The following is a 22,061-nucleotide window of genomic DNA, read 5'->3' on the forward strand; positions in this document are numbered from 1 at the left end:
GGCCAAGCGGCCGGGCGTCGTCGTGTCGGGCAAGGGAATCCCCTCAGTCGTCGCCGTCGGGCAGCGGCGGGAGGTCGGCCTTGAGCGCCATGACGTCGCTGGCGGCGTCGCCCGGGTCGTGGGTGATCTGCACCGCGGCGCCGTCGACCAGGCTCGGCCACAGCTCGCGCAGCGCCTCGGGCGTCACCGTCAGGGCGCGTTCGGCCAGGCGCCGGCGACGCTCGAAGTCGCCGTTGCTGACGGCCAGGGCCTGCCACAGCCGGTTGGTGCGGGCCGAGAGGCTAGGGTCGCGGGTCAGCAGGTCGTCGTGGACCGCCTGGCGATAGGGCGCCAGGGCCGCGTCGTCGAGCTCGCCCAGGCGGTCGCCGAAGCCGCTCAGGAAGGCGTCGATGCGCTGCTGGATGGTGGCGCTGTCGGTGCCGGGAGACTGCACCAGGAAGCCGAGGCCCGGGGCGTCGAGCAGCGGCCGGTAGCCGGCATTGACCACGTAGCCGAGCTGCTGCTCGGTGCGCAGCTGCTGATAGAAGGGCGTCTCCAGCAGGCGGCCGAGCACCGCCAGGCGGGCCTGGCTCTCCAGCGAGCGGTCCGGTCCCTGGAGATAGCGCATCACCAGATACTCGTCGCGGGCGGTGTCCGGGGTCAGCGCCGGCAGGCCCTCGCCGACGCGCAGCGGCGTCAGCTCGGGGATCGCCGAGGTCGGCAGTCGCGGCGACAGCGCCTCGGCCACCGCCCGGGCCTGACGGGTCGAGGCCTCGGCCTCCTGGTTGCCCACGGCCATGGCCTCCAGGTGCAGGTCGGCCAGGAAGTCGTCGCGGAAGGCGCGCAGCGCCTCGGCGTCCAGCGCGTCGCTGGCATCGAGCAGCGCCTCCGGTGACCACTGCGGGCGGATCAGCGCCTCGGTCAGGGTGCGGCCGGCCTGGCGATAGAGATCGTCCTGGGGCGCGTTGCGCCACCGCTGACGCAGCTGGTGGCGGACCCGGGCGACGTCGGCGGCCTCGATGGTGCCGTGCTGCAGCTGCTCGAGCACCCGCTCGATCAGCGCCTGCTGACCGTCCCGCCAGCCGGAGAACGACAGGGTGATGCCGCGGGCGTGGGCATAGGCCTCGAAGCCGTGGCCGGCCAGGCGGGCGGGGTAGAGCGCCTCGTTGAGGCTGTCGCCGAGCCAGCCGGCGAGCAGGCGCGACAGGGCGGCGTCCCGCGCGTCGCGGCTGGCATCGGGGTGCTGCAGGCTGAAGCGCCACTCGACCCGCGGCGTGTCGAAGCTGTCGTCGCGCATCTGCCAGAAGGCGAACTCGGGCGTGTCGATGTGCTGCACCGGCGCCTCGTCCTTGCCGTCCAGCAGGGTGAGGTCCTCGGCCACGTAGGGGTTGGGCTCGGGCAGCGCGAGGCCGGCCAGGGGCTCGGCCTCGCCGGCGCCGGGGTCGGCCGGCGACCAGCCGACGTCGAACCAGGGCGTCTGCTCGTCGCCCTCGACCTCGGGGCCGCTGTACAGGCGCAGCATGTTGGCGGGGCGCAGCGCGTCCAGCCATTCATTGATGCGCTCGGCGTCGAAGCCATCCATGCGATAGGGGGCGTAGATGACGTCCTCGAGCGGATAGCGGGACAGGCCGGTGGCCAGGCGCATGGCGGTGTTCAGGGCGCTGCCGTGCTCCTGGAAGCGGAAGTCCTGCTCGGCGAGGCGGGCCTGCTCGTCGTAGCGCCAGGCCTCGACGCCGTGGTCGCGGATCGCGGCGATGGCGGCGAACAGGCTGGCCTGGACGCGGTCGCGGTGCTTCGCGCCCTCCGGCGTCAGGCTGATGTCGACGCTGAACAGCGCGTCGTCGCCGTCGCCGCGGGTGGTGCCGGCGGAGAGGCCGTCGGCCCAGCCGGCCTCGCGCAGGGCGTCGAGCAGGCTGCCCTCCCCCTCGTGGCCCAGCAGGTTGGCCAGATAGCTGGCCGGCTTCAGGCGATAGGCCGTCTCGGGATCGGGGGTCGGGAAGTAGAAGGTCAGGCGGCGGTCGTCACGTAGCGAATGCAGCTCGGCGGCGGCGGGCGTCTGCGCCGGCGTCGCCAGCGGGGTGGCGATCTCGGGGCGCGACAGGCCGCGGTCGGGGACGTCGGCGAAGTCCTCGCGCACCAGGCGCTCGATCTCGTCGAGGGGCTGGGGCGCGACCACCGCCAGGTGCATGACGTTGGCGCCGTAGTGACGCTGGTAGAAGTCGATCACGCGCTGGCGCAGCGGCGGCTCGCCCTCCGGCCGCTCGGCCAGGGTCTCGTTGCTGCCCACCGAGAAGCGGGTCGTCGGGTGTTCCGGGTTCAACAGCGCCTCGAGCACCGAGGCGTGGCGGCGGCCGGCATTACGCTTGCGGGCCTGGTACTCGGAGTGCACCACCTGACGCTCGCTGGCCAGCCGGTCGGCGTTGAACAGCGGGTCGACGAAGAAGTGGCTGAAGCGGTCCAGGGTGCCATCCAGGGCCTCGGGGTCCACCGAGAAGAAGTAGTTGGTGTCCTGGGAGGCGGTGTAGGCGTTGTGCTGGCCGCCGTGGCGCGACAGATAGCTCTGGTAGGCGTCGGCCTCGGGATAGGCCTCGGTGCCGAGGAACAGCATGTGTTCCAGGTAGTGGGCCAGGCCGGCCAGGTCGTCCGGGTCCTGGGCGCTGCCCACGTCCACGTTCAGCGAGGCGGCGGCCTTGTCCGCCTCGGGGTCGCTGACCAGCAGCACGGTGAGGCCGTTGTCCAGCGTCAGCGTCCGGTAGTCGCGATCGTCCGAGGGGCTGGTGAGCGGGGTGTCGACCGTCGCCGGTGCCTCGTCGGCGGCGGCCGGCAGGGCGGCGAGCGCCGGCAGCAGGGCCGAGGCCAGGGCGAGGGGCAGCGCCAGGCGAGGGCGGAAGTATCGGATCATCATCTCTCCTTGGGAGGGCGGCGCAGCATGGGGCCGGTCGGGTGGGCGCAGGCGGCCTCCTGGCAGCCGGGATCGTTCACACGTCTTGATACCGGAAAGGCGCCCAACAGTTCCCCGGCTGCCGGCGTCAGCATCTCGTGAAGCGTCGCCGCTGGCGTCGCCGGATCGAGCCATTGCTCGGCCCGGGCCGGCGGAATCACCGCCGGCAGGCGATCGGTGAGCGGCGACAGCAGGTCGTTGGCCGGCACCGTGATCAGCGCCAGGGAGTCGTGATGGGTGGTGAGATCGGTATGGAAACGGCACCACAGCCCGGCCAGCAGCAGCGGGCCGCGATCGGCGCGGGTCACCAGGAAGGGCTGCTTGGCCCGGGGCTGGGGTTTCCAGACGTAGATGCCGCCCGCCGGCACCAGGCAGCGCCGGGCGGCGAAGGCCTCGCGGAACATCGGGCGCGAGGCGATCGACTCGGCCCGGGCGCAGTGCGGCGCGTGGTCGAGCACCTCCAGCCAGGGCGGGGTGAGGCCCCAGAAGGCCCGGCCCAGGCGCGGTCGGCCGGCCTCGAGGCGGATCATCGACAGCGGCTGGCGCGGCGCCAGGTTGACGCCGGTGATCGGCGCGTCGTCCACGCCCAGGTCGGGCAGCAGGCGTTTGAGGTCGAGCGGCGGAATGTAGAGACGACCGGCCATGGAACCTCCGCGGACTGGGGGCGTCAGGGTAACCAAGACGTGTCGGCCAGGAAAGCGTCTCGGCGCGGACTTGCGTTGCGCTTCAGGCGCGATATGCTAGCGGAAACAGTGTTTTCATTTCAGATCGTGGCCGGTGTCGCCCCCGGGTGGCACCGGCCCGGCCCGCGAGGATGTCGATGGCCCGTCCCAGACAGCACGCCCCCGAGGCGCTTCATGCCCAGGTGATGTCGGCCTGCGATGCCTGGCTGCAGGAGCGGCCCGTGCATACGCTGTCGCTGCGCTCCCTGGCGCGTGACGTCGGCTGTGCCCCCAGCACGCTGCTCAAGCTCTACGGCAGCTTCGGCAACCTGCTGCAGCACGTGAACATCGAGTCGCTGGCGAGTCTGCGCGCCGCCATCGATCCGCTGCTCGACGAGGCGGCGCCGGACGATCGCATCAAGGCGCTGGCCAGGGCCTACTGGGAGTTCGCCCGCCGCGAACCGTTCCGCTGGCAGCTGATGTTCGACTACCCGCTGGCCCAGGAGGGCGAGCTGGATCAGCGCCAGAACGACATGATCGAGGCGCTGTTCCTGCGCGTCGAGAGCACCCTCAAGGAATACCAGCCGACGCTCGACGACCTCGAGGCGCGCCGGCTGGGGCGGACCCTGTGGGGCAGCGTCCACGGCCTGGTGCAACTGGGGCTCAACGAGCGCCTCGGCTACTGGCAAAGCGAGCCGCTGGAGGTGGAAGAGCTGCTCGACAAGCTGCTCACGACCCTGCTGGCCGGCCTGAGGGCGGGGTCCGGCATCTCTTGACCGCCCTGATGGCCTGGGGGCTTCCCACCCTGGCGGTGGCCGCCGCGCTGGGCTGGTGCCTGCGCTCGCCGCGCCGCGTGCTGCGTCGGCTGGTGTTCCTGATCATCCATCTGCTCTATCGGCTGCGCTTCCGTGGCCGCCGCCACATTCCCGCCCATGGCCCCGCCCTGGTGGTCTGCAATCACGTCAGCTTCGTCGACGCCCTGGTGGTGGGCGGCGCCAGCCCGCGACCGCTGCGGTTCCTGATGGACCGGCCGATCTACGAGTCGCCCTGGCTGCACTGGCTGTTCAAGCTGGCGGGGGCGATCCCGGTGGACTCCGAGCGCCGTGATCCCGGCGGGTTGCGACGCGCGCTGGATCAGGTCAGCCAGGCGCTGCGCGCCGGCGAGGTGGTGATGGTGTTTCCCGAGGGGCGGCTGACCAAGGACGGCGAGATTCATCCCTTCCGGCGTGGCCTGGACCTGATCCTGGCCCGCGATCCGGTGCCGGTGGTGCCGGCGGGGCTGGCCGGGCTATGGGGCTCCTGGACCTCGCACCGCCACGGCCGGGCCCTGGGCACGCCGCCGCGGCGCTTTCGGGCCCGGGTGGCGCTCTACTTCGGTGCCCCGCTGGCCCCGGCCGAGGCCGATCGCCAGCGGCTGGAGGAGAGGGTCAGGGCGCTGAAGGGCGAGGCCGACGAGTGGGCGGCGGGGCGCTCCCGCCGCTGAGTCAGGCGTTGGCCGCGGCGGGGAGGCGCACCGCCTGCCAGCAGCGCGCCGAGGTGATCAGGTTGTCGCGCACCTCGAGGAGCTCCATGCGCACCGCGCCGATCTGCAGGCAGGTCGGGCCGTCGGGGAAGGACTCCAGGTGCTCGAGGATCAGGCCGTTGAGGGTCTTGGGGCCGTCGGTGGGCAGCTGCCAGCCCAGCGACTTGTTGATGTCGCGAATGTTGGCGGTGCCGTCGATGACGTGGCTGCCGTCGTCCTGGGGGTGAATCTCCTGATCCTGGCCGGCCACGTCGGTGGTGAACTCGCCGACGATCTCCTCGAGGATGTCCTCCAGCGTCACCAGTCCTTCCACGTCGCCGTACTCGTCCACCACGATGCCGATGCGTCGCTTCTGCTTCTGGAAGTTGAGCAGCTGGGTGTGCAGCGGCGTCGACTCGGGAATGAAATAGGGCTCCCGGGCCTCCTGGACGATGGCCGCCTTGGTCACCTCGCCGCGGGACAGGAAGCGCGCCGCGTTGCGCAGGTGAAGCATGCCGATGATGTTGTTGATGTCGCCCTTGTAGACCGGCACGCGGGTGTGCTGGCTGGTGCGGATCTGGGTCAGGATGGCGTCGAGGTCGTCGTCCAGGTCGATGCCCATCACCTCGTGGCGGGGCACCATGATGTCGTTCACCGTGACGTTCTCGAGGTCGAGGATCGACACCAGCATGGCCTGGTGGCGGCGCGGGATCAGCGGCCCCGCCTCGTGGACCACGGTGCGCAGCTCGTCGCGGGTCAGGTTGTCGCCGCCGCCCTCGAGGGTCTTGACCCCGAGCAGCCGCAGCAGGCCGTTGGAGATGGCATTGACCAGCCATACCAGCGGGTAGAGCAGCTTGAGCAGCGGCTCCAGGATCCGCGAGGCCGGGTAGGCGATGCGCTCCGGCTTCACCGCGGCGTAGGTCTTGGGGGTGACCTCGGCGAAGATCAGGATGGCGATGGTCAGCAGGCTGGTGGCGACGGCCGGCCCGGAGACCTCGCCGAAGAAGTGAATCGCGATGATGGTGGCGATCGAGGCCGCGAGGTTGTTGACGAAGTTGTTGCCGATCAGGATCACGCCGATCAGGCGGTCGGGGCGACCGAGCAGGCGCATCACCCGCCGGGCCCGGCGCTCCCCTTCGTTGGCCCGGTGGCTCAGGCGGTAGCGGTTGATCGACATCATGCCGGTCTCGGAGCTCGAGAAGAAGGCAGAGAGGCAGATGAGCAGCAGCAGCAGGCCGAACAGCAATCCCAGGGGGAAGTCGTCGTTCAAGTCGAAGGGTCCTCAATCGCGTATCAAGGCTTGAGTTGTAGGGACGGGGCCCGATGGTGTCAAGAACGCGCCAGCAGGATCTCGAGCACGAACTTGCTGCCGAAATAGGCCAGCAGCAGCATCAGGTAGCCGCCCAGCGTCCAGCGCACCGCGCGCATGCCGCGCCAGCCCTGGCGATGGTGGCCGATCAGCAGGGCGGCGAAGATCACCCAGGCGGCCAGCGACAGCACCGTCTTGTGCACCAGGTGCTGGGCGAACATGTTGTCGACGAAGACGAAGCCGCTGGCGATCGACAGGGTCAGCAGGATCATGCCGCCCCAGAGCAGCTCGAACAACACCCGCTCCATGGTGGTGAGCGGCGGCAGCGACTGGACCACGCCGCGGATGTGATGGTGGCGAAGGGCCTGGTTCTGCACCCCGAGCAGCACCGCCTGGACGGCGGCGATGGCCAGCAGGGCGAAGGCCAGCGCCGCGCTAAGGGCGTGAAGGGCGATGCCCGGGGTCATGCCTGCCCCCTTCTCGGGGCTCGGCCATTCGGCGGCCAGCAGCAGCACCGCGCCGGCCAGCGGGAAGAGGCCGGTGGCGACGTTGAGCACCGGCTTGAACAGGCTGACCAGCAGCAGCACCAGCACGGCGAGGGCGCCGGCCAGCACCACGCTGGTCGAGAAGCCCGGCAGCAGGGAGGCGCCCTGGTCGAGCAGGCCCACGGCCAGCGGCAGGTGGCAGAGCAGGCCGGCGGCCCCGAGGCCGCGGACCAGGGTGTCGCGCGGCGCCACGCGTCGAAACAGGGTCAGGCCCTGCCAGGAAGCGGCGGCGATGTAGAAGATGAAGGCCACCAGGGCCAGAGGGAGCGCGTACATCGATGGCTATCCGTGCGCCTTCGCCAGCGTCCAGCGAGAGGAAATGGAGTCGCCACTATACCGAATCCTCCGCGTGCCGCCCAGCCGGGCGCGGGCCGCTGCCATGGAGACTCGCGGCCACAAGGCGTATAATTTCGTCCCATTGTGGGAAAGTCCCGCCCGGACGCGCCATGCCGGGGGCTGATGCGGCTTCCCAGGCCATCGTTTGCGGAGAGGCCCCATGTTTCAGAATCTCAGCGATCGTCTGTCCCAGACGCTCAAATCGATCAAGGGTCAGGCGCGCCTGACCGAAGACAACGTCAAGGACACCCTGCGCGAGGTCCGGCGGGCGCTGCTCGAGGCCGACGTCGCCCTGCCGGTGGTCAAGGCGTTCATCGACCGGGTGCGCGAGCGTGCCGTGGGTCAGGAGGTCTCGAAGAGCCTCTCGCCGGGTCAGCAGTTCGTCAAGATCGTCCAGCAGGAGCTCGAGGCGATCATGGGCGAGGCCAACGAGGGCCTGTCGCTCAAGGGCCGCCCGGCGGTGGTGCTGATGGCCGGCCTGCAGGGCGCGGGCAAGACCACCTCCGTGGCCAAGCTGGCGCGCTACCTGCGCGAGCGCGAGAAGAAGAAGGTGCTGGTGGTCTCCGCGGACGTCTACCGTCCGGCGGCCATCGACCAGCTCGAGACGCTGGCGAAGGAGGTCGAGGTCGACTTCTTCCCGTCGAGCAGCGATCAGCAGCCGGTGGCCATCGCCGAGGCGGCGATCAAGCACGCCAAGATCCAGTTCCACGACGTGGTGCTCGTCGACACCGCCGGCCGCCTGGCCATCGACGAGGCGATGATGGCCGAGATCCAGGCCCTCGAGAACGCCGTGTCGCCGGACGAGACGCTGTTCGTGGTCGACTCCATGACCGGCCAGGACGCCGCCAACACCGCCAAGGCCTTCCACGAGGCGCTGCCGCTGACCGGCGTGATCCTGACCAAGGCCGACGGCGACGCCCGCGGCGGCGCGGCGCTGTCGGTGCGCCACATCACCGGCAAGCCGATCAAGTTCATGGGCGTGGGCGAGAAGGTCGACGCCCTCGAGCCCTTCCACCCGGACCGCGTGGCCTCGCGCATCCTCGGCATGGGCGACGTGCTGTCGCTGATCGAGGAGGCCGAGCGCACCGTCGACAAGGGGCAGGCCGAGAAGCTGGCCAAGAAGGTCAAGAAGGGCGACGGCTTCGATCTCGAGGACTTCCGCGACCAGCTCCAGCAGCTAAAGAAGATGGGCGGCATGGGCGGCCTGCTCGGCAAGCTGCCCGGCATGGGCCAGATGGCCGAGATGGCCCAGGGCCCGGGCCCCGAGAAGGAGATGGGCAAGCTCGAGGCGCTGATCAATTCGATGACGCCCAAGGAGCGCCGCAACCCCGACATCATCAACGGCTCGCGCAAGCGCCGCATTGCCGCCGGTGCCGGCCTGCAGGTGCCGGACCTCAATCGCCTGCTCAAGCAGCACAAGCAGATGCAGAAGATGATGAAGAAGGCCGGCAAGAAGGGTGGCATGCAGAAGATGATGCGTGGCATGTCCGGCATGATGGGCGGCGGCCCGGGAGGCCCCGGCGGCATGGGTGGCATGGGCGGTCCCGGCGGCATGGGCGGCCCGGGCGGTGGCCTGCCGCGGCGCTGAGGCGCCCGGCTCGCGGCCCAAAAAGGTTTCCAAGCCGGGGAGATTTCCGTAGAATGCGGCGTCTTCACTGGCAGGTCCGCGTTTTTCGCGGGCCTTCTCGTGACCGAACACCCGGCGGCGCACCCTCCGGGGTGCGGTCGATCCGACTGTCGAGGGCCTGGCCCCGACCGACAACCTCCGTAACTCAACCGAAGGACAGTCAACGCATGGTTACCATTCGTCTGGCACGTGGTGGCGCCAAGAAGCGTCCCTTCTACCACCTCACCGTGACCGATTCCCGCAAGGCTCGTGACGGCCGTTTCATCGAGCGTCTCGGCTTCTTCAATCCGGTCGCCCGCGGCCAGGAAGAGCGTCTGCGCGTCGACCTCGATCGCATTCAGCACTGGCAGGACCAGGGCGCCCAGCTGTCCGGCCGCGTTGCCGAGCTGGTCAAGGAAGCCCGCAAGCAGGCCTGATCGGCCTGATGCCCCGAATGTCTGAGGCAGGATCGCGATGAGCGCAGGCGTCGAGCCGACACCGGCCAATGAGCACGTGGTGCTGGGCAAGTTGACCAGCCCCTACGGTGTGAAGGGCTGGCTGAAGGTGTATTCGTACACCAGCCCGATGGAAGGCATCCTCGACTACGACGAGTGGGTGCTGCGCCATCAGGGCCGTCTCGTGCGCTATCGTCTCGTCCAGGGACGCCCGCAGGGCAAGGGCCTGGTGGCCCGCCTGGAAGGCGTCGACGGTCGAGATCAGGCCGAGGCCCTGGCCGGCGCAGAAGTGCTGCTGCCCACGGCCGAGCTGCCCGAGCTCGACGGCGACGATGATTTCTACTGGTACCAGCTGGAAGGCCTGCGGGTGGTGACCCGTGACGGCGTCAAGCTGGGCCGCGTCGACTACCTCTTCGAGACCGGCGCCAACGACGTCATGGTCGTGAAGGGGCGTGACGGCGACGCCATCGACGATCGCGAACGACTGCTGCCCTTCCTGCCCGACGAGGTCGTGCAGAAGGTGGATCTCGAGGCCGGCGTGATGACCGTCGACTGGGATCCGGACTTTTGAGTCGCAGCGACGCCTCCATGTGGGTCGGCGTGGTATCGCTGTTCCCCGAGATGTTCGAGGCGCTGACCCGTCAGGGCGTGACGGGCAGAGCGGTGGACAAGGGGCAGATCGCCCTGGAGTTCTGGAATCCCCGGGACTACGCCACCGACCGGCATCGCACCGTGGACGACCGCCCCTACGGCGGCGGACCGGGGATGCTGATGAAGGTCGACACCCTGCGCTCGGCCATCCACGATGCCCGCGAGCGGGCCGAGGACGCCACCGGGCAGCGCCCGAAGGTGATCTATCTTTCGCCCCAGGGGCGTCAGCTGGATCAGCGCGGCGCGCAGGAGCTGGCGGAAGGCCCACCCCTGGTGGTGGTGGCCGGACGCTACGAAGGCATCGATGAACGGGTCGTTGAGGCCGACATCGATGAAGAATGGTCGATCGGCGACTATGTGCTGAGCGGCGGCGAGCTGCCGGCGATGGTGCTGATCGATGCCGCGGCAAGGCTGGTACCTGGCGTGCTGGGCCATCAGGATTCCGCGGTCGAGGACTCCTTCAACGACGGACTGCTGGACTGTCCGCACTACACGCGCCCCGAGGTGATCGACGGGCGACGAGTGCCGGATGTCCTGCTCAGCGGCCACCATGGCGCCATCCGGCGCTGGCGGCTCAAGCAGTCCCTGGGGCGGACCTGGCTCCGGCGACCCGACCTGCTCGAGGGCAGGACGCTGGACGCCGAGCAGCAGACTCTGCTCAAGGAGTTCATCGAGGAGTACGCGCTGGCCGAAAGCGAGTAGGTCAGGCGGAGGTGCAGGACGCGCCCATAGCGGCCGTGACCTGCGTCACCAACAGGACTCCCGCGCCTCGAGGCATTCGAGCGCCGGGATCACGATTCGTCGGCCACCCACTGCCGGATCGACGAATCATGTATGTTATCGAGGAGTTATGTCATGAGCAGCAAGAACAAGGTGATCCAGGCGCTCGAAGCCGAGCAGATGAGCAAGGAAGTGCCGGAATTCGCCCCGGGCGACACCGTGACCGTCCAGGTCAAGGTCAAGGAAGGCAGCCGTGAGCGCCTGCAGGCCTTCGAAGGCGTCGTCATCGGCAAGCGCAACCGCGGCCTGAACTCCGCCTTCACCGTGCGCAAGGTGTCCCACGGCGTCGGCGTCGAGCGTACCTTCCAGACCTACAGCCCGCTGGTCGACTCCATCAGCGTCAAGCGTCGCGGTGACGTTCGCCAGGCCAAGCTGTACTACCTCCGCGAGCGCAGCGGCAAGTCCGCCCGCATCAAGGAAAAGCTGGCCTGAGGCAACGCCTCACCGGCCAGTGGTGACGCGGCGTGTCAGTCCGCGTGACATCGAAACCCCGTCACCGCAGCCGCGGGGCGGGGTTTCGTCGTTCAGGGACCGAGGAGCGCCATGACGACCATCGCTGACGAGGCTCTGGCGCTGATCGAGGCCTGCCTCGACGACCTGTGGCTGGGGGAGGGCGCCAGCGACAACACCCTGGCGGCCTACCGCCGCGACCTGACCGCCTGGGCGGCCTGGCTCGACGGGCGCGACGCCTCGCTGCTGGCGCCCGGTGGCGAGGCGCTGCCGGCCTGGCTCGACGCCCGGCGCGAGGACGGCTACAAGCTGCGCAGCAATGCCCGGCTGCTGTCGAGCCTGCGCCGCTTCTATCGCTGGGCGCTGGCCGAGGGGCGCATCGACCACGACCCCATCGCCGAGGTGAAGCTGCCGCCGGCCCGGCCGTCGCTGCCGGACACCCTGGAAGAGGACGAGGTGGAGCGGCTGCTGGCCGCGCCGGACCTCGGTAGCGACCTGGGCCTGCGCGATCGCACCATGCTCGAGGTGCTCTACGCGGCCGGGCTGCGCGTCAGCGAGCTGGTCGGGCTGACCACCGACGCCGTCAACCTGCGCCAGGGCGTGGTGCGGGTGCGCGGCAAGGGTGACAAGGAGCGCCTGGTGCCGCTCGGCGAGGAGGCGCTGGACTGGCTGTCGCGCTACCTGCGCACCGGGCGTGCGGCGCTGATGGACGATCCGTCGCGGCCGGCGCTGTTCCCCGGTCGCGGCGACGCCTGCCTGACCCGGCAGGCCTTCTGGCATCGCATCAAGGCCCATGCGCTGGTCGCCGGCATCGACCGGCCGCTGTCGCCGCACACCCTGCGCCACGCCTTCGCCACTCATCTGTTGAATCATGGGGCCAACCTGCGTGTCGTACAGCTGCTGCTCGGTCACAGCGACCTGTCGACCACGCAGATCTATACCCATGTCGCGCAGGCCCGGCTCGAGGCCCTGCACGCCGATCATCATCCCCGAGGCTGAATCATGAGACCCATCTCCCGTGTTGTCGCCGGCGGCATGCTCGCCGCCCTGTCACTCCCCGCCCTGGCCCAGGATCCGGCCATCGAGCGGCTGACCGAGCGGCTCGCCGTCGATGGCCAGCAGATGCCGGTGGAGCGCATCGAGGAAACGCCGCTGGAAGGCTTCTACGCGGTGCGCCTGGAGACCGGCGAGCGCTTCTACACCGACGCCGAGGGCGACTACTTCTTGGTCGGCGACCTCTACGAGAACGCCGTGGGCGGGCTGGTGAACCTCTCCGAGCAGTCGCGCAACGCCGAGCGGGCCGCGCGGGTGGCGGCGATCCCCGACGACGAGCGGGTCGTGTTCCGCGGCACCGACGCGCCGAAGGCGCGGGTCACGGTGTTCACCGACACCACCTGCCCCTACTGCCGCCGCCTGCACGAGGAGGTGCCGCGCCTCAACGAGATGGGCATCGAGGTCGATTACCTGGCCTTCCCGCGTGGCGGCATGAGCTCGCCGGGCGCCCGCGAGCTGCAGCGGGTATGGTGCGCGGACAATCCCAGCGAGGCGATGTCGGCGGCCAAGCGCGAAGAGGCGCTCGAGGGCAACGCAAGCTGCGACAATCCGGTCGAGGAACAGTATCATCTGGGCATGCAGCTGGGCGTGCAGGGCACCCCGGCCATCGTGCTGCCCGACGGGCGCCTGGTGCCCGGCTACGTGCCGGCCGAACGCCTGGCGACCATGCTGGGCCTGAACGAGCAATAGGCGCCACCGAGCGCGCACCGGCCCTTGAGGCCGACCAACGCTGAGACACTAGCAGTAACGAGGGGAAAGACATTGAAACCGGTGAGAGTGGGAATCTGTGGCCTGGGCACCGTCGGTGGCGGGACCTTCAACGTACTGACGCGCAACGCCGACGAGATCGCTCGTCGGGCGGGGCGCCCGATCGTCATCGAGCAGGTGGCCTACCGCACGCCCAATCCCGAGTGTGACGTCACCGGCATCAAGAGCACCCAGGACATCTTCGAGGTCGCGGCCAACCCCGACATCGACGTCGTCGTCGAGCTGATCGGCGGCTACGACGTGGCCCGCGAGCTGGTGCTGACCGCCATCGACAACGGCAAGCACGTGGTCACCGCCAACAAGGCGCTGATCGCGGTGCACGGCAACGAGATCTTCCAGGCCGCCCACGAGAAGGGCGTGATCGTGGCCTTCGAGGCCGCGGTGGCCGGCGGCATCCCGGTGATCAAGTCGCTGCGCGAGGGCCTGGGCGCCAACCGCATCGAGTGGCTGGCCGGCATCATCAACGGCACCGGCAACTTCATCCTCACCCACATGCGCGACGAAGGCCGCGCCTTCGAGGACGTGCTGGCCGAGGCCCAGGCGCTGGGCTACGCCGAGGCCGACCCCACCTTCGACGTCGAAGGCATCGACGCCGCCCACAAGCTGACCATCCTGGCCTCCATCGCCTACGGCGTGCCGCTGCAGTTCGAGAAGGCCTACACCGAGGGCATCTCCCGGGTCACCGCCGAGGACGTCGAGCAGGCCGACAACCTGGGCTACATCATCAAGCACCTGGGCATCTCCAAGCGCACCGACGAGGGCCTGGAGCTGCGCGTGCACCCGACCCTGATTCCCAAGGAGCGGCTGCTGGCCAACGTGCACGGCGTCAAGAACGCCATCGCCGTGATGGGCGACGCCGTGGGCCCGACCCTCTACTATGGCGCCGGCGCAGGCGCCGAGCCGACCGCCTCCGCGGTGGTCGCCGACGTGCTCGACGTGGCCCGCGACATCGCCACCGATCACCACTACCGCGTGCCCTACCTGGCCTTCAGCGGCATCGGCGAGAACGCCGACCAGCCGCCGATCCTGGCCATGGAAGAGATCAGCACCGCCTACTACCTGCGCCTGCTGGCGGTCGACCGCCCCGGCGTGCTGGCCCGCGTCGCCACCATCCTCTCCGAGGAAGGCATCTCCATCGAGGCGCTGATCCAGAAGGAGGCGACCGGGGGCGAGCTGGTGCCGATCATCCTGATGACCCACCGCACCCGCGAGAAGCACATGAACGAGGCGATCCGCAAGATCGAGGCCATGGCCGACATCGCCGGTTCCGTCACTCGCATTCGCGTCGAGTCGCTGGAAGAGAACTAATCATATCGGCCGCGCGGCTATCGCTGGCAACGAGGGACGTCGGGGATAGGCCGTAGAGGAGGTCCTGCGCCAGGGATGGCGTCGGTAGCGCCCAGGGATGGGGTCTCAGCGCCTCCTCGAAGGCTTGTCGCCGGGTCGGTCCCGAGCGAGCAAAGGAATCGAACAATGCGCTATATCAGTACTCGCGGGCAGGCGCCCGCGCTCTCCTTCGAGGAGGTCGTGCTCACCGGCATGGCCAGCGACGGCGGCCTCTACGTACCCGAGACCGTCCCCAGGCTGAGCCACGAGCAGCTGGCCGACATGGCCGGCTGCTCCTACGCCGAGATCGCCTTCCGGGTGATGCAGCCCTACGTGGGCGGCGAGATCGACGACGACACCTTCCGCGAGATCGTCCGCGACGCCTACGCCACCTTCAGCCACGACGCCGTGGTGCCGCTGAACCAGCTCGACGCCAACCACTTCCTGCTCGAGCTGTTCCACGGCCCGACGCTGGCGTTCAAGGACGTGGCCCTGCAGCTGCTCGGCCGGCTGCTCGACCACTTCCTCGACAAGCGCGGCGAGCGCGCGGTGATCATGGGCGCCACCTCCGGCGACACCGGCTCGGCCGCCATCGAGGGCTGCCGCCACTGCGACAACCTGGACATCTTCATCCTGCACCCGCACCAGCGGGTGTCCGAGGTCCAGCGTCGCCAGATGACCACCGTGCTGGCGGACAACGTCTTCAACGTCGCCATCGAGGGCAACTTCGACGACGCCCAGGCCATGGTCAAGGCCAGCTTCGCCAACCAGGACTTCCTGAACGGCACCCGGCTGGTGGCGGTGAACTCGATCAACTGGGCGCGCATCATGGCCCAGATCGTCTACTACGTGGCCTCCGCCGTGGCGCTGGGCGCGCCGCACCGCAAGGTGAGCTTCTGCGTACCGTCGGCCAACTTCGGCAACGTCTTCGCGGGCTACATGGCCTATCGCATGGGCCTGCCGGTCGAGCGCTTCGTGATCGCCACCAACGCCAACGACATCCTGCACCGCACCCTGGCCGACAACGACTTCTCCAAGAAGGAGCTGGTCGCGACCCTGGCGCCGTCCATGGACATCGTGGTGTCGTCCAACTTCGAGCGCCTGCTGTTCGAGGCCTACCAGCGCGACGGCGCCGCCGTGGACGCGCTGCTCGAGCGCTTCCAGGACGAGCCCTCGGCGCTGGCCGATGCACCGCTGGCGCGGCTGCGCGAGATGTTCGCCAGCCACAGCATCGACGATGCCACCATCCTGGAGGTGATCCGCGAGGCGCATCACCGCACCCAGGAGATCCTCGACCCGCACACCGCCACCGGCTATCGCGCCGCCGAGCGCGAGCGCGGTGACGAGAGCGTGCCGATGATCACCCTGGCCACCGCGCACCCGGCCAAGTTCGCCGAGGCGGTGGTCAAGGCCGGCTTCCCGGGCGTGCCGCTGCCGCCGCACATGGACGACCTGCTGGAGCGCGAGGAGCGCTACAGCGTGCTGCCGGCCGAGCTCGCCGAGGTGCAGAAGTTCGTGGCCGACAACCGGCGCTGAGTCGGTCCCGGCTCGCAGGCCGCTCCGGGGGCGCCCGTCCCCGGCGGCTCCCAGTTATCGCCGTTGCACCCATGACGCCCGGTTCGCCGGGCGTCTTGCCGTCATCTCCAGGAGTTTCCGTGGACGCTATCCCGACGCCCGACCCCGACGCTTCGCTGACGCCCCGCATCCTGCCGCGTCCCCGCGACGAGGCCCTGGAGGCCCGTGCCCTGGCGGAGGGACTGACGCCGCTGCAGGCCCGCGTGCTGGCCGGGCGCCTGCCCGGCCATGCCGGCGAGCTCGCGCCGCTGGTGTCGCCGAGCCTTCGCCACCTGGCGCATCCCGAGCGCCTCAAGGATGCGCGCCCGGCGGCCGAGCGCATCGCCCAGGCGGTGGTCGAGGGCGAGCACATCGGCATCCTCACCGACTACGACGTCGACGGCATCACCTCCCACGTGGTGATCCGGCGCACCCTGAACGAGCTCTTCGGCGTCCCGGAAGACCGGCTGCGCAGCCTGATCGGCCATCGCATCCACGATGGCTACGGCATCAGCCTGCCGCTGGTGGAGCGCACGCTGAAGCTCTCGCCGCGGCCTAGCCTGGTGATCACCGCCGACTGCGGCAGCTCCGATGAGCCGCGCATCGCCCGGCTCAAGGCCGCCGGCATCGACGTGGTCGTCAGCGACCACCACGCGCTGCCGGTGGAGGGTCCGCCGGCCTCGGCCTTCGCCACCGTCAACCCGACCCGCGACGACTGCGACTACCCGGACCCGACCATCGCCGGCTGCATGGTCGCCTGGCTGACCATGTCGCTGGCCCGCTCGGTGCTGATCGAGTGGGGCGTGCTGGCGGCCGCCACGCCCAAGCTCTCGCCCTGGCTCTCCTACGTGGCGCTGGGCACCGTGGCCGACTGCGTGTCGCTGGGCGGCAGCGCCGCCAACCGCGCCGTGGTCACCCAGGGCCTGGCGCTGATCAATCGCATGGAGGCGGCCTGCTGGCGGACCATGGCCGAGCGGCTGGGCGCCGACAGCGTGCCCTTCGACGCCGAGACCCTGGCCTTCCAGATGGGCCCGCGGATCAACGCCCGCTCGCGGCTCGACGACCCCTACGCCGCGCTGCACTTCATGCTGGCGGCGGACGACGCCACGGCGGCGCGGCATCTGGAGACGCTCGACCAGGACAACCAGTCGCGCAAGGCCATCGAGGCGGACATGGCCGAGCAGGCGCGGGCGCTGGCCCGGCCGCAGCTGGCCGCGGGCGCGCCGGCGCTGGTGGTCTATCTCGAGGACGGCCATCCCGGCGTGCAGGGCATCGTCGCCTCACGGCTGGTGCAGGCCTTCGGCCGGCCGACCCTGGTGCTGACCCCGGCCGCCCAGGCCGGCATGCTGACCGGCTCGGGGCGCTCCATCGAGGCGCTGCACCTGCGCGACGCCCTGCAGCGCACCTTCGAGCTCGCCCCCGAGGCGCTGCCGCGCTTCGGCGGCCACCGCGGCGCCGCCGGCGTCGGCGTGCCGGTGGCATCCCTCGAGGCCTTCCGCGCCGCCTTCCTGCAGGCGGTCGGCGAGCAGCTCGGCGACACCGAGCTGTTTCCCAGGGTCTTCACCGACGGCGAACTGGCACCGGCCCAGCTGAGCCTCGCCACCCTCGACGAGCTGGAGGCGCTCGGCCCCTACGGCCGCGAGTTCGACCCGCCGCTGTTCGAAGGCGAGTTCCTGGTCGAGTCGCTGCGCCCGGTGGGCGCCGAGGGCAATCACCTGATGATGGAGCTCTCCGCCGGCCCGGTGTCGACCAAGGCGATCTGGTTCCGGGCGCTGACCCCGGGCGAGGTACCGGCCTTCGGCGTCGGCGACCGGCTGCACTGCGCCTACAAGCTCAACCGCAACCGCTGGCGCGGTCGCGAATCGCTGCAGCTGATGGTCGAGCACGCCGCGCCGGTGCGTTAAGCGGTCAGTAGGTCGGCCACACCCCGGGGGTCGCGAGCTCCAGCAGGTGGCCGGCGGGATCGCGGCCGAATGAAGAGCACGCTCTCCCGAGAGCGGCCTCAGTAGGTTGGCCACACCCCGGGGGTGGCGAGCTCCAGCAGGTGCCCGTCGAGATCGCGGCCGAATAAAGAGCACGCTCTCCCGAGAGCGGCCTCAGCAGGTTGGCCACACACGGGGGGTCGCCAGCTCCAGCAGGTGCCCGTCGGGATCGCGGTCGAATAAAGAGCACGCTCTCCCGAGAGCGGCCTCAGTAGGTTGGCCACACCCCGGGGGTCGCCAGCTCCAGCAGGTGCCCGTCGGGGTCGCGGCCGAATAAAGGGCACGCTCTCCCGAGAGCGGGCTCAGTAGGTCGGCCATACCCCCGGGGTCGCCAGCTCCAGCAGGTGGCCGTCGGGGTCGCGGTCGAATAAAGAGCACGCTCTCCCGAGAGCGGCCTCAGTAGGTTGGCCACACCCCGGGGGTCGCCAGCTCCAGCAGGTGCCCGTCGGGATCGCGGAAATACACGCTCTCGCCGCCCCGCGGCCAGTGGGTGCGGCCCTCGATCTCGATGTCGTGCTCGCCCAGTCGGGCCTCCCAGTCGGCCAGCGCCGGCGCGGCGATGGCGAAGGCCATGTGCACCCGGCCGGCGCCGTCGTGGGGCGGGATGGTGCCCATCTCGCCGGGCAGCACCACCGTCTCGGCGGTCTCTCCGTCGAGGAACAGCAGCAGCACCGTGCCGGCGCCGGCGTCATAGGCGGTGAAGCGATGGTCGGCGGTGAAGGGGCTGAGCCCCATCACCGTCTCGAAGAAGCGTCTGGCCCGGGGCATGTCCGTCACGTAGAGGGCCGTTTCCAGCACGCCGTCGAGCTCGGGCATCGGGCGTCCTCCCTGGTGGCTATCTGCCTTCAGCGTAGCCGCGGCGGCCCCGGGCGTCGGTCAACGCTGGCCCCAGAACCACCAGGCGATCAGGGCGATCAGCGCCAGGCCGGCGAGATTGACGATCCAGCTCATGCGGATGCCTCCTGTTGGCCGGAAGATGAGGCCTCGTCGGGCGCGTCGGCCCCCTGAGGGCGGAAGGCGCGCAGGCGACTGGCGTTGCCGACCACGGTGATCGACGAGGCCGACATGGCGGCGCCGGCGATCACCGGCGACAGCAGGCTGCCCGTCAGCGGATAGAGCGCGCCGGCGGCGATGGGGATGCCGAGCACGTTGTAGCCGAAGGCGCCCACCAGGTTCTGCTTGATGTTGGCAAGCGTCGCGCGGCTGATGGCGATGGCGTCGGCCACGCCGTGCAGCGAGTCGCGCATCAGGGTGATGCCGGCGCTCTCGATGGCCACGTCGGTGCCCTGGCCGATGGCGAAGCCGACGTCGGCGCGGGCCAGGGCCGGGGCATCGTTGATGCCGTCGCCGACCATGCCCACGACTTCGCCGTCGGCCTGACGCCGCTCGATCTCGGCGTGCTTGTCCTCGGGCAGCAGCCCGGCGCGGACCTCGTCGATGCCGACCTCGTCGGCGATGGCGCGGGCGGTGTGTTCGTTGTCGCCGGTCAGCATCACCAGGGTCAGCCCCTCGTCCCGCAGGCGCGCGACGGCGGCCCTGGCATCGGCGCGCAGCGGGTCGCTGACGCCGAACAGGGCGACGAGCTCGCCGTCGACCGCCAGCTGGACCACGGTGCGCGCCTGGCCCTCGAGCTCGGCGACGCGCGCCTGGCCCGCGTCGAGATCGACACCGGCCTCCTCGAGCAGCCGGGCGTTGCCGAGCAGCAGCGTCCGGCCGTCGGGCGTTCGGGCGCGCACGCCGCCGCCGGTCACGCTGGTGAAGTCCTGGATCTCGGCCGCCTCGGCGTTCTGTTCTTCGGCGTGGGCGAGCAGGGCCGCGGCCAGCGGGTGCTCGGAGCCGCGCTCCAGCGCCGCCACCCAGCCGAGCGCCTCCTGCTCGTCGCCGGTGAGGCCTGTGTCGGAGAAAAAGTGGGCCTCGGTGAGGCGCGGCTTGCCCTCGGTGAGGGTGCCGGTCTTGTCCACCACCAGGGTGGTGAGATGGCTGGCGGTCTGCAGCGCCTCGCCGCTTCTCACCAGCACGCCGTGCTCGGCGGCCTTGCCGACGCCGATCATGGTGGAGATCGGCGTGGCCAGGCCCAGCGCGCAGGGGCAGGCGATGATCAGCACGGTGCTGGCGGTGACCAGCATGTGCAGCACCCGCGGCTCGGCGCCGACGTTGTACCAGACCAGCGCGGTGAGCACGGCGATGATCATCACCGAGGGCACGAAGATGCCGGAGATGGTGTCGGCGAGCCGGCCGATGGGCGGCCGCGAGGCCTGGGCGCGGGCCACCTGCTCGGTGATGCGGCCGAGGCGGGTGTCGGCGCCCACGCGGGTGGCGCGATAGACCAGGCCGCCCTGGCCGTTGACGGTGCCGGCGCTGACCTCGTCGCCGGCCGCCTTGGCCACCGGGGCGGGCTCGCCGGTGAGCATCGACTCGTCGAGATGGCTCTCGCCCTCGAGCACCTCGCCGTCCACCGGCAGGCGCTCGCCGGGGCGCACGCGCAGCCGGTCGCCCTCGCGCACCTCGTCGATCTCGACCTCCTGCTCCCGGCCGTCGCGGATCACCCGGGCGGTGCGGCTCTGCAGGTCGAGCAGGCGACGCAGGGCGTCGCTGGTGCGGCCCTTGGCCTTGAGCTCCAGGGCGTTGCCCAGCAGCACCAGGCCGATCACCATCGCCGAGGCCTCGAAGTAGAGGCCGCGGGCCATCTCGGGGAGGGCGCCGGCGAAGGCCACCACCGCCATGGAGTAGAGCCAGGCGGTGCCGGTGCCCATGGCGATCAGGGTGTCCATGTTGGCCTGGTGATGGCGCAGGTTCTTCCAGGCGTTGCGGAAGAAGTGGCGGCCGGGGCCGGCCATCACCGCCAGGGTCAAGAGACCCACCACCAGCCAGAACCCGCGCCCGGCGCCGAGCGGCTGGGGGTGATAGACGAACATGCCGACCATCAGCGGCACGGCCAGCGCCAGCGACAGGGCGCTGCCGCGCAGCCGGCGGCGATATTCCTCGGCGTCGCGCTCGGCGCGCACCCGCTCGGCCTGGCGCAGGTCGAGGATCGGCTCGGCGCCGTAGCCGACCGCGCCCACGGCGTCGATCAGCGCCTGGGTGTCGGCGCGGCCGCGCACCTGGGCGGTGTGGTTGCCGAGGTTGACCGTGGCCGATTCGACCCCCGGCGTGCGCTCCAGCGCCTGCTGCACGCTCTTCACGCAGCCGGCGCAGGTCATGCCGGTGATCGACAGGCGCTGGGTGGCGCCGTCGCTGGCGGGTGCCGGTTCCGGCGCGGAGTCGGGCGCCGGCTCGGGCTCGACATCGGTCTCGGCGTCGGCGGCCGGCTCGATGGGCGACGCCTCGGTGGACGTCTCGGGCGGATAGCCGGCGTCGGCCAGCACCCGGTCCAGCTCGGCGTCGCTCAGCGCGCTCACGACCTCGAGACGATGCTCGGCCGGCGTGCCGCTGACTTCGGCCTCGGCGTCCTGGGCCTGGATGGCCTCGCGCATGCGCCTCACGCAGCCCTGGCAGCTCATGCCGGGCACGGTGCGCTCGCGGCGTGTCGGGGTGCTCATGATGAGGTCTCCTTGGGCTCGGCTGTCCTGGCGTCGGGCGCCAGCGGCTCGGGAAAGCTCTCGATCAGGCGGCACAGGCTGTGGCCGTCCGGGGTGCCGTCGGGCAGGTCCTCCCAGGCGGCCAGCGCCTCCTCCATGCGTCCGGCAAGCGCCTCGAGCTCGCGGATCCGATGGCGGATCTCCGGCAGGCGTCGCGCCAGCAGGTCGCGCACCAGCGGGCAGGGCGAGTCGCCGTGATCGGACTGTTCGAGGATCTCGCGAATCTCGGCGACGCCGAAGCCCAGGGTGCGGGCGCGCTGGATGAAGCGCAGCCGGCGCAGGTCGGCGTCGTCGAACAGCTGGTAGCCGTTGGCCGGGTTGCGCTCGGGGCGCAGCAGCCCCTCGCGGGTGTAGTGGCGCACGGTCTCGGCGGTGACGCCGGCCTGGCGGGCGAGTTCGCTGACCTTCATGGCTCGCGTCTCCTGATGAGGGAATACCCAGAGTGTAAAACCCTTGGGTGACACAAGGGTCAAGATGGCCGCGAGGGGATCGGCAGGGGAGGGGCGGGAGGAGAGTGCAAGTTATTGTTGCGCTTCATGTTCAAACAGTCGTGCCACTAAAGTATTAGTGAAAACTGGATTTAAA

The 22,061-nt window shown here is 70.3% G+C and carries 19 protein-coding genes; 12 read left to right on the plus strand and 7 right to left on the minus strand.

The genetic code is table 11. The features are described 5' to 3' along the window. Positions 1 to 43: 43 nt before the first annotated feature. Both ACGTNF_RS09905 and ACGTNF_RS09910 read right to left on the minus strand, forming a co-directional pair. Positions 44 to 2,881 carry an insulinase family protein gene (locus ACGTNF_RS09905; RefSeq protein WP_394601568.1) on the minus strand — a complete coding sequence of 946 codons (2,838 nt, stop codon included), beginning with the start codon at positions 2,879 to 2,881 and terminating at the stop codon, positions 44 to 46. Then, positions 2,881 to 3,564, minus strand: coding sequence for an SOS response-associated peptidase (locus ACGTNF_RS09910; RefSeq protein WP_394601569.1), 684 nt, complete (start codon positions 3,562 to 3,564; stop codon positions 2,881 to 2,883). The genes ACGTNF_RS09905 and ACGTNF_RS09910 overlap by 1 nt, the downstream gene beginning before the upstream one ends. A gap of 176 nt (positions 3,565 to 3,740) precedes the next feature. Between ACGTNF_RS09910 and ACGTNF_RS09915 the strand changes: the two genes are divergently transcribed. Both ACGTNF_RS09915 and ACGTNF_RS09920 read left to right on the plus strand, forming a co-directional pair. Then, positions 3,741 to 4,358 (plus strand): TetR/AcrR family transcriptional regulator, encoded by a 618-nt coding sequence (locus ACGTNF_RS09915; protein ID WP_394601570.1) that lies wholly within the window; start codon positions 3,741 to 3,743, stop codon positions 4,356 to 4,358. 8 nt (positions 4,359 to 4,366) lie between these two features. Further along, a complete protein-coding gene (locus ACGTNF_RS09920) occupies positions 4,367 to 5,065 on the plus strand; it encodes a 1-acyl-sn-glycerol-3-phosphate acyltransferase (RefSeq protein ID WP_394601936.1) in 699 nt (232 codons plus the stop codon). A gap of 1 nt (position 5,066) precedes the next feature. Here the strand turns inward: ACGTNF_RS09920 and ACGTNF_RS09925 are convergent, their stop codons facing one another. After that, complete coding sequence (locus ACGTNF_RS09925; RefSeq protein WP_016856352.1) at positions 5,067 to 6,353, minus strand: HlyC/CorC family transporter; 1,287 nt, start codon at positions 6,351 to 6,353, stop codon at positions 5,067 to 5,069. Positions 6,354 to 6,412: 59 nt separating this feature from the next. After that, positions 6,413 to 7,213: a cytochrome C assembly family protein gene (locus ACGTNF_RS09930; protein ID WP_152479787.1), complete on the minus strand. Its 801-nt coding sequence runs from the start codon at positions 7,211 to 7,213 to the stop codon at positions 6,413 to 6,415. A gap of 220 nt (positions 7,214 to 7,433) precedes the next feature. Between ACGTNF_RS09930 and ffh the strand changes: the two genes are divergently transcribed. The 10 genes from ffh to ACGTNF_RS09980 all read left to right on the plus strand — a co-directional run bounded on the left by ffh (position 7,434) and on the right by ACGTNF_RS09980 (position 17,820). Further along, entirely contained in the window at positions 7,434 to 8,861 is a 1,428-nt protein-coding gene (gene ffh, locus ACGTNF_RS09935) for a signal recognition particle protein (protein ID WP_016856354.1), read from the plus strand. A 206-nt stretch (positions 8,862 to 9,067) separates the two neighbouring features. Then, a complete protein-coding gene (gene rpsP, locus ACGTNF_RS09940) occupies positions 9,068 to 9,316 on the plus strand; it encodes a 30S ribosomal protein S16 (protein WP_016856355.1) in 249 nt (82 codons plus the stop codon). Between the two features lie 37 nt (positions 9,317 to 9,353). Beyond that, positions 9,354 to 9,905, plus strand: a complete 552-nt coding sequence (gene rimM / locus ACGTNF_RS09945; protein WP_394601571.1) for a ribosome maturation factor RimM — start codon at positions 9,354 to 9,356, stop codon at positions 9,903 to 9,905. 17 nt (positions 9,906 to 9,922) lie between these two features. Continuing rightward, the gene (gene trmD, locus ACGTNF_RS09950) at positions 9,923 to 10,687 is read left to right on the plus strand and encodes a tRNA (guanosine(37)-N1)-methyltransferase TrmD (RefSeq protein ID WP_016856357.1); all 765 of its coding nucleotides are present in this window, start codon (positions 9,923 to 9,925) and stop codon (positions 10,685 to 10,687) included. Between the two features lie 153 nt (positions 10,688 to 10,840). After that, positions 10,841 to 11,197 carry a 50S ribosomal protein L19 gene (rplS, locus tag ACGTNF_RS09955; protein WP_016856358.1) on the plus strand — a complete coding sequence of 119 codons (357 nt, stop codon included), beginning with the start codon at positions 10,841 to 10,843 and terminating at the stop codon, positions 11,195 to 11,197. A 111-nt stretch (positions 11,198 to 11,308) separates the two neighbouring features. Continuing rightward, positions 11,309 to 12,214 (plus strand): site-specific tyrosine recombinase XerD, encoded by a 906-nt coding sequence (xerD, locus tag ACGTNF_RS09960; RefSeq protein ID WP_394601572.1) that lies wholly within the window; start codon positions 11,309 to 11,311, stop codon positions 12,212 to 12,214. A gap of 3 nt (positions 12,215 to 12,217) precedes the next feature. Continuing rightward, a complete protein-coding gene (locus ACGTNF_RS09965; protein WP_394601573.1) occupies positions 12,218 to 12,958 on the plus strand; it encodes a DsbC family protein in 741 nt (246 codons plus the stop codon). A 72-nt stretch (positions 12,959 to 13,030) separates the two neighbouring features. Beyond that, positions 13,031 to 14,344, plus strand: a complete 1,314-nt coding sequence (locus ACGTNF_RS09970; protein ID WP_394601574.1) for a homoserine dehydrogenase — start codon at positions 13,031 to 13,033, stop codon at positions 14,342 to 14,344. Positions 14,345 to 14,509: 165 nt separating this feature from the next. After that, positions 14,510 to 15,898: a threonine synthase gene (gene thrC, locus ACGTNF_RS09975; RefSeq protein ID WP_152479785.1), complete on the plus strand. Its 1,389-nt coding sequence runs from the start codon at positions 14,510 to 14,512 to the stop codon at positions 15,896 to 15,898. Between the two features lie 119 nt (positions 15,899 to 16,017). Further along, entirely contained in the window at positions 16,018 to 17,820 is a 1,803-nt protein-coding gene (locus ACGTNF_RS09980) for a single-stranded-DNA-specific exonuclease RecJ (protein ID WP_394601575.1), read from the plus strand. Positions 17,821 to 18,294: 474 nt separating this feature from the next. On the opposite strand, the gene ACGTNF_RS09985 is transcribed toward ACGTNF_RS09980, so the two are convergent. From ACGTNF_RS09985 to ACGTNF_RS09995, 3 genes are all read right to left on the minus strand, one after another. Further along, a complete protein-coding gene (locus ACGTNF_RS09985; protein ID WP_394601576.1) occupies positions 18,295 to 18,714 on the minus strand; it encodes a VOC family protein in 420 nt (139 codons plus the stop codon). 131 nt (positions 18,715 to 18,845) lie between these two features. Beyond that, positions 18,846 to 21,437, minus strand: a complete 2,592-nt coding sequence (locus ACGTNF_RS09990; RefSeq protein ID WP_394601577.1) for a heavy metal translocating P-type ATPase — start codon at positions 21,435 to 21,437, stop codon at positions 18,846 to 18,848. Next, positions 21,434 to 21,886 carry a MerR family transcriptional regulator gene (locus tag ACGTNF_RS09995; RefSeq protein ID WP_394601578.1) on the minus strand — a complete coding sequence of 151 codons (453 nt, stop codon included), beginning with the start codon at positions 21,884 to 21,886 and terminating at the stop codon, positions 21,434 to 21,436. The genes ACGTNF_RS09990 and ACGTNF_RS09995 overlap by 4 nt, the downstream gene beginning before the upstream one ends. Positions 21,887 to 22,061 lie beyond the last annotated feature (175 nt).

The sequence above is a fragment of the Halomonas sp. B23F22_10 genome, from assembly GCF_043496975.1.
GTDB lineage: Bacteria > Pseudomonadota > Gammaproteobacteria > Pseudomonadales > Halomonadaceae > Halomonas > Halomonas smyrnensis.

Coding starts and splice junctions, on each gene's coding strand:
- ACGTNF_RS09905 (WP_394601568.1), bottom strand. CDS start 2,881: ATGATCCGATACTTCCGCCCTCGCCTGGCGCTGCCCCTCGCCCTGGCC.
- ACGTNF_RS09910 (WP_394601569.1), bottom strand. CDS start 3,564: ATGGCCGGTCGTCTCTACATTCCGCCGCTCGACCTCAAACGCCTGCTG.
- ACGTNF_RS09915 (WP_394601570.1), top strand. CDS start 3,741: ATGGCCCGTCCCAGACAGCACGCCCCCGAGGCGCTTCATGCCCAGGTG.
- ACGTNF_RS09920 (WP_394601936.1), top strand. CDS start 4,367: ATGGCCTGGGGGCTTCCCACCCTGGCGGTGGCCGCCGCGCTGGGCTGG.
- ACGTNF_RS09930 (WP_152479787.1), bottom strand. CDS start 7,213: ATGTACGCGCTCCCTCTGGCCCTGGTGGCCTTCATCTTCTACATCGCC.
- ffh (WP_016856354.1), top strand. CDS start 7,434: ATGTTTCAGAATCTCAGCGATCGTCTGTCCCAGACGCTCAAATCGATC.
- rpsP (WP_016856355.1), top strand. CDS start 9,068: ATGGTTACCATTCGTCTGGCACGTGGTGGCGCCAAGAAGCGTCCCTTC.
- rimM (WP_394601571.1), top strand. CDS start 9,354: ATGAGCGCAGGCGTCGAGCCGACACCGGCCAATGAGCACGTGGTGCTG.
- trmD (WP_016856357.1), top strand. CDS start 9,923: ATGTGGGTCGGCGTGGTATCGCTGTTCCCCGAGATGTTCGAGGCGCTG.
- rplS (WP_016856358.1), top strand. CDS start 10,841: ATGAGCAGCAAGAACAAGGTGATCCAGGCGCTCGAAGCCGAGCAGATG.
- xerD (WP_394601572.1), top strand. CDS start 11,309: ATGACGACCATCGCTGACGAGGCTCTGGCGCTGATCGAGGCCTGCCTC.
- ACGTNF_RS09965 (WP_394601573.1), top strand. CDS start 12,218: ATGAGACCCATCTCCCGTGTTGTCGCCGGCGGCATGCTCGCCGCCCTG.
- thrC (WP_152479785.1), top strand. CDS start 14,510: ATGCGCTATATCAGTACTCGCGGGCAGGCGCCCGCGCTCTCCTTCGAG.
- ACGTNF_RS09985 (WP_394601576.1), bottom strand. CDS start 18,714: ATGCCCGAGCTCGACGGCGTGCTGGAAACGGCCCTCTACGTGACGGAC.
- ACGTNF_RS09990 (WP_394601577.1), bottom strand. CDS start 21,437: ATGAGCACCCCGACACGCCGCGAGCGCACCGTGCCCGGCATGAGCTGC.
- ACGTNF_RS09995 (WP_394601578.1), bottom strand. CDS start 21,886: ATGAAGGTCAGCGAACTCGCCCGCCAGGCCGGCGTCACCGCCGAGACC.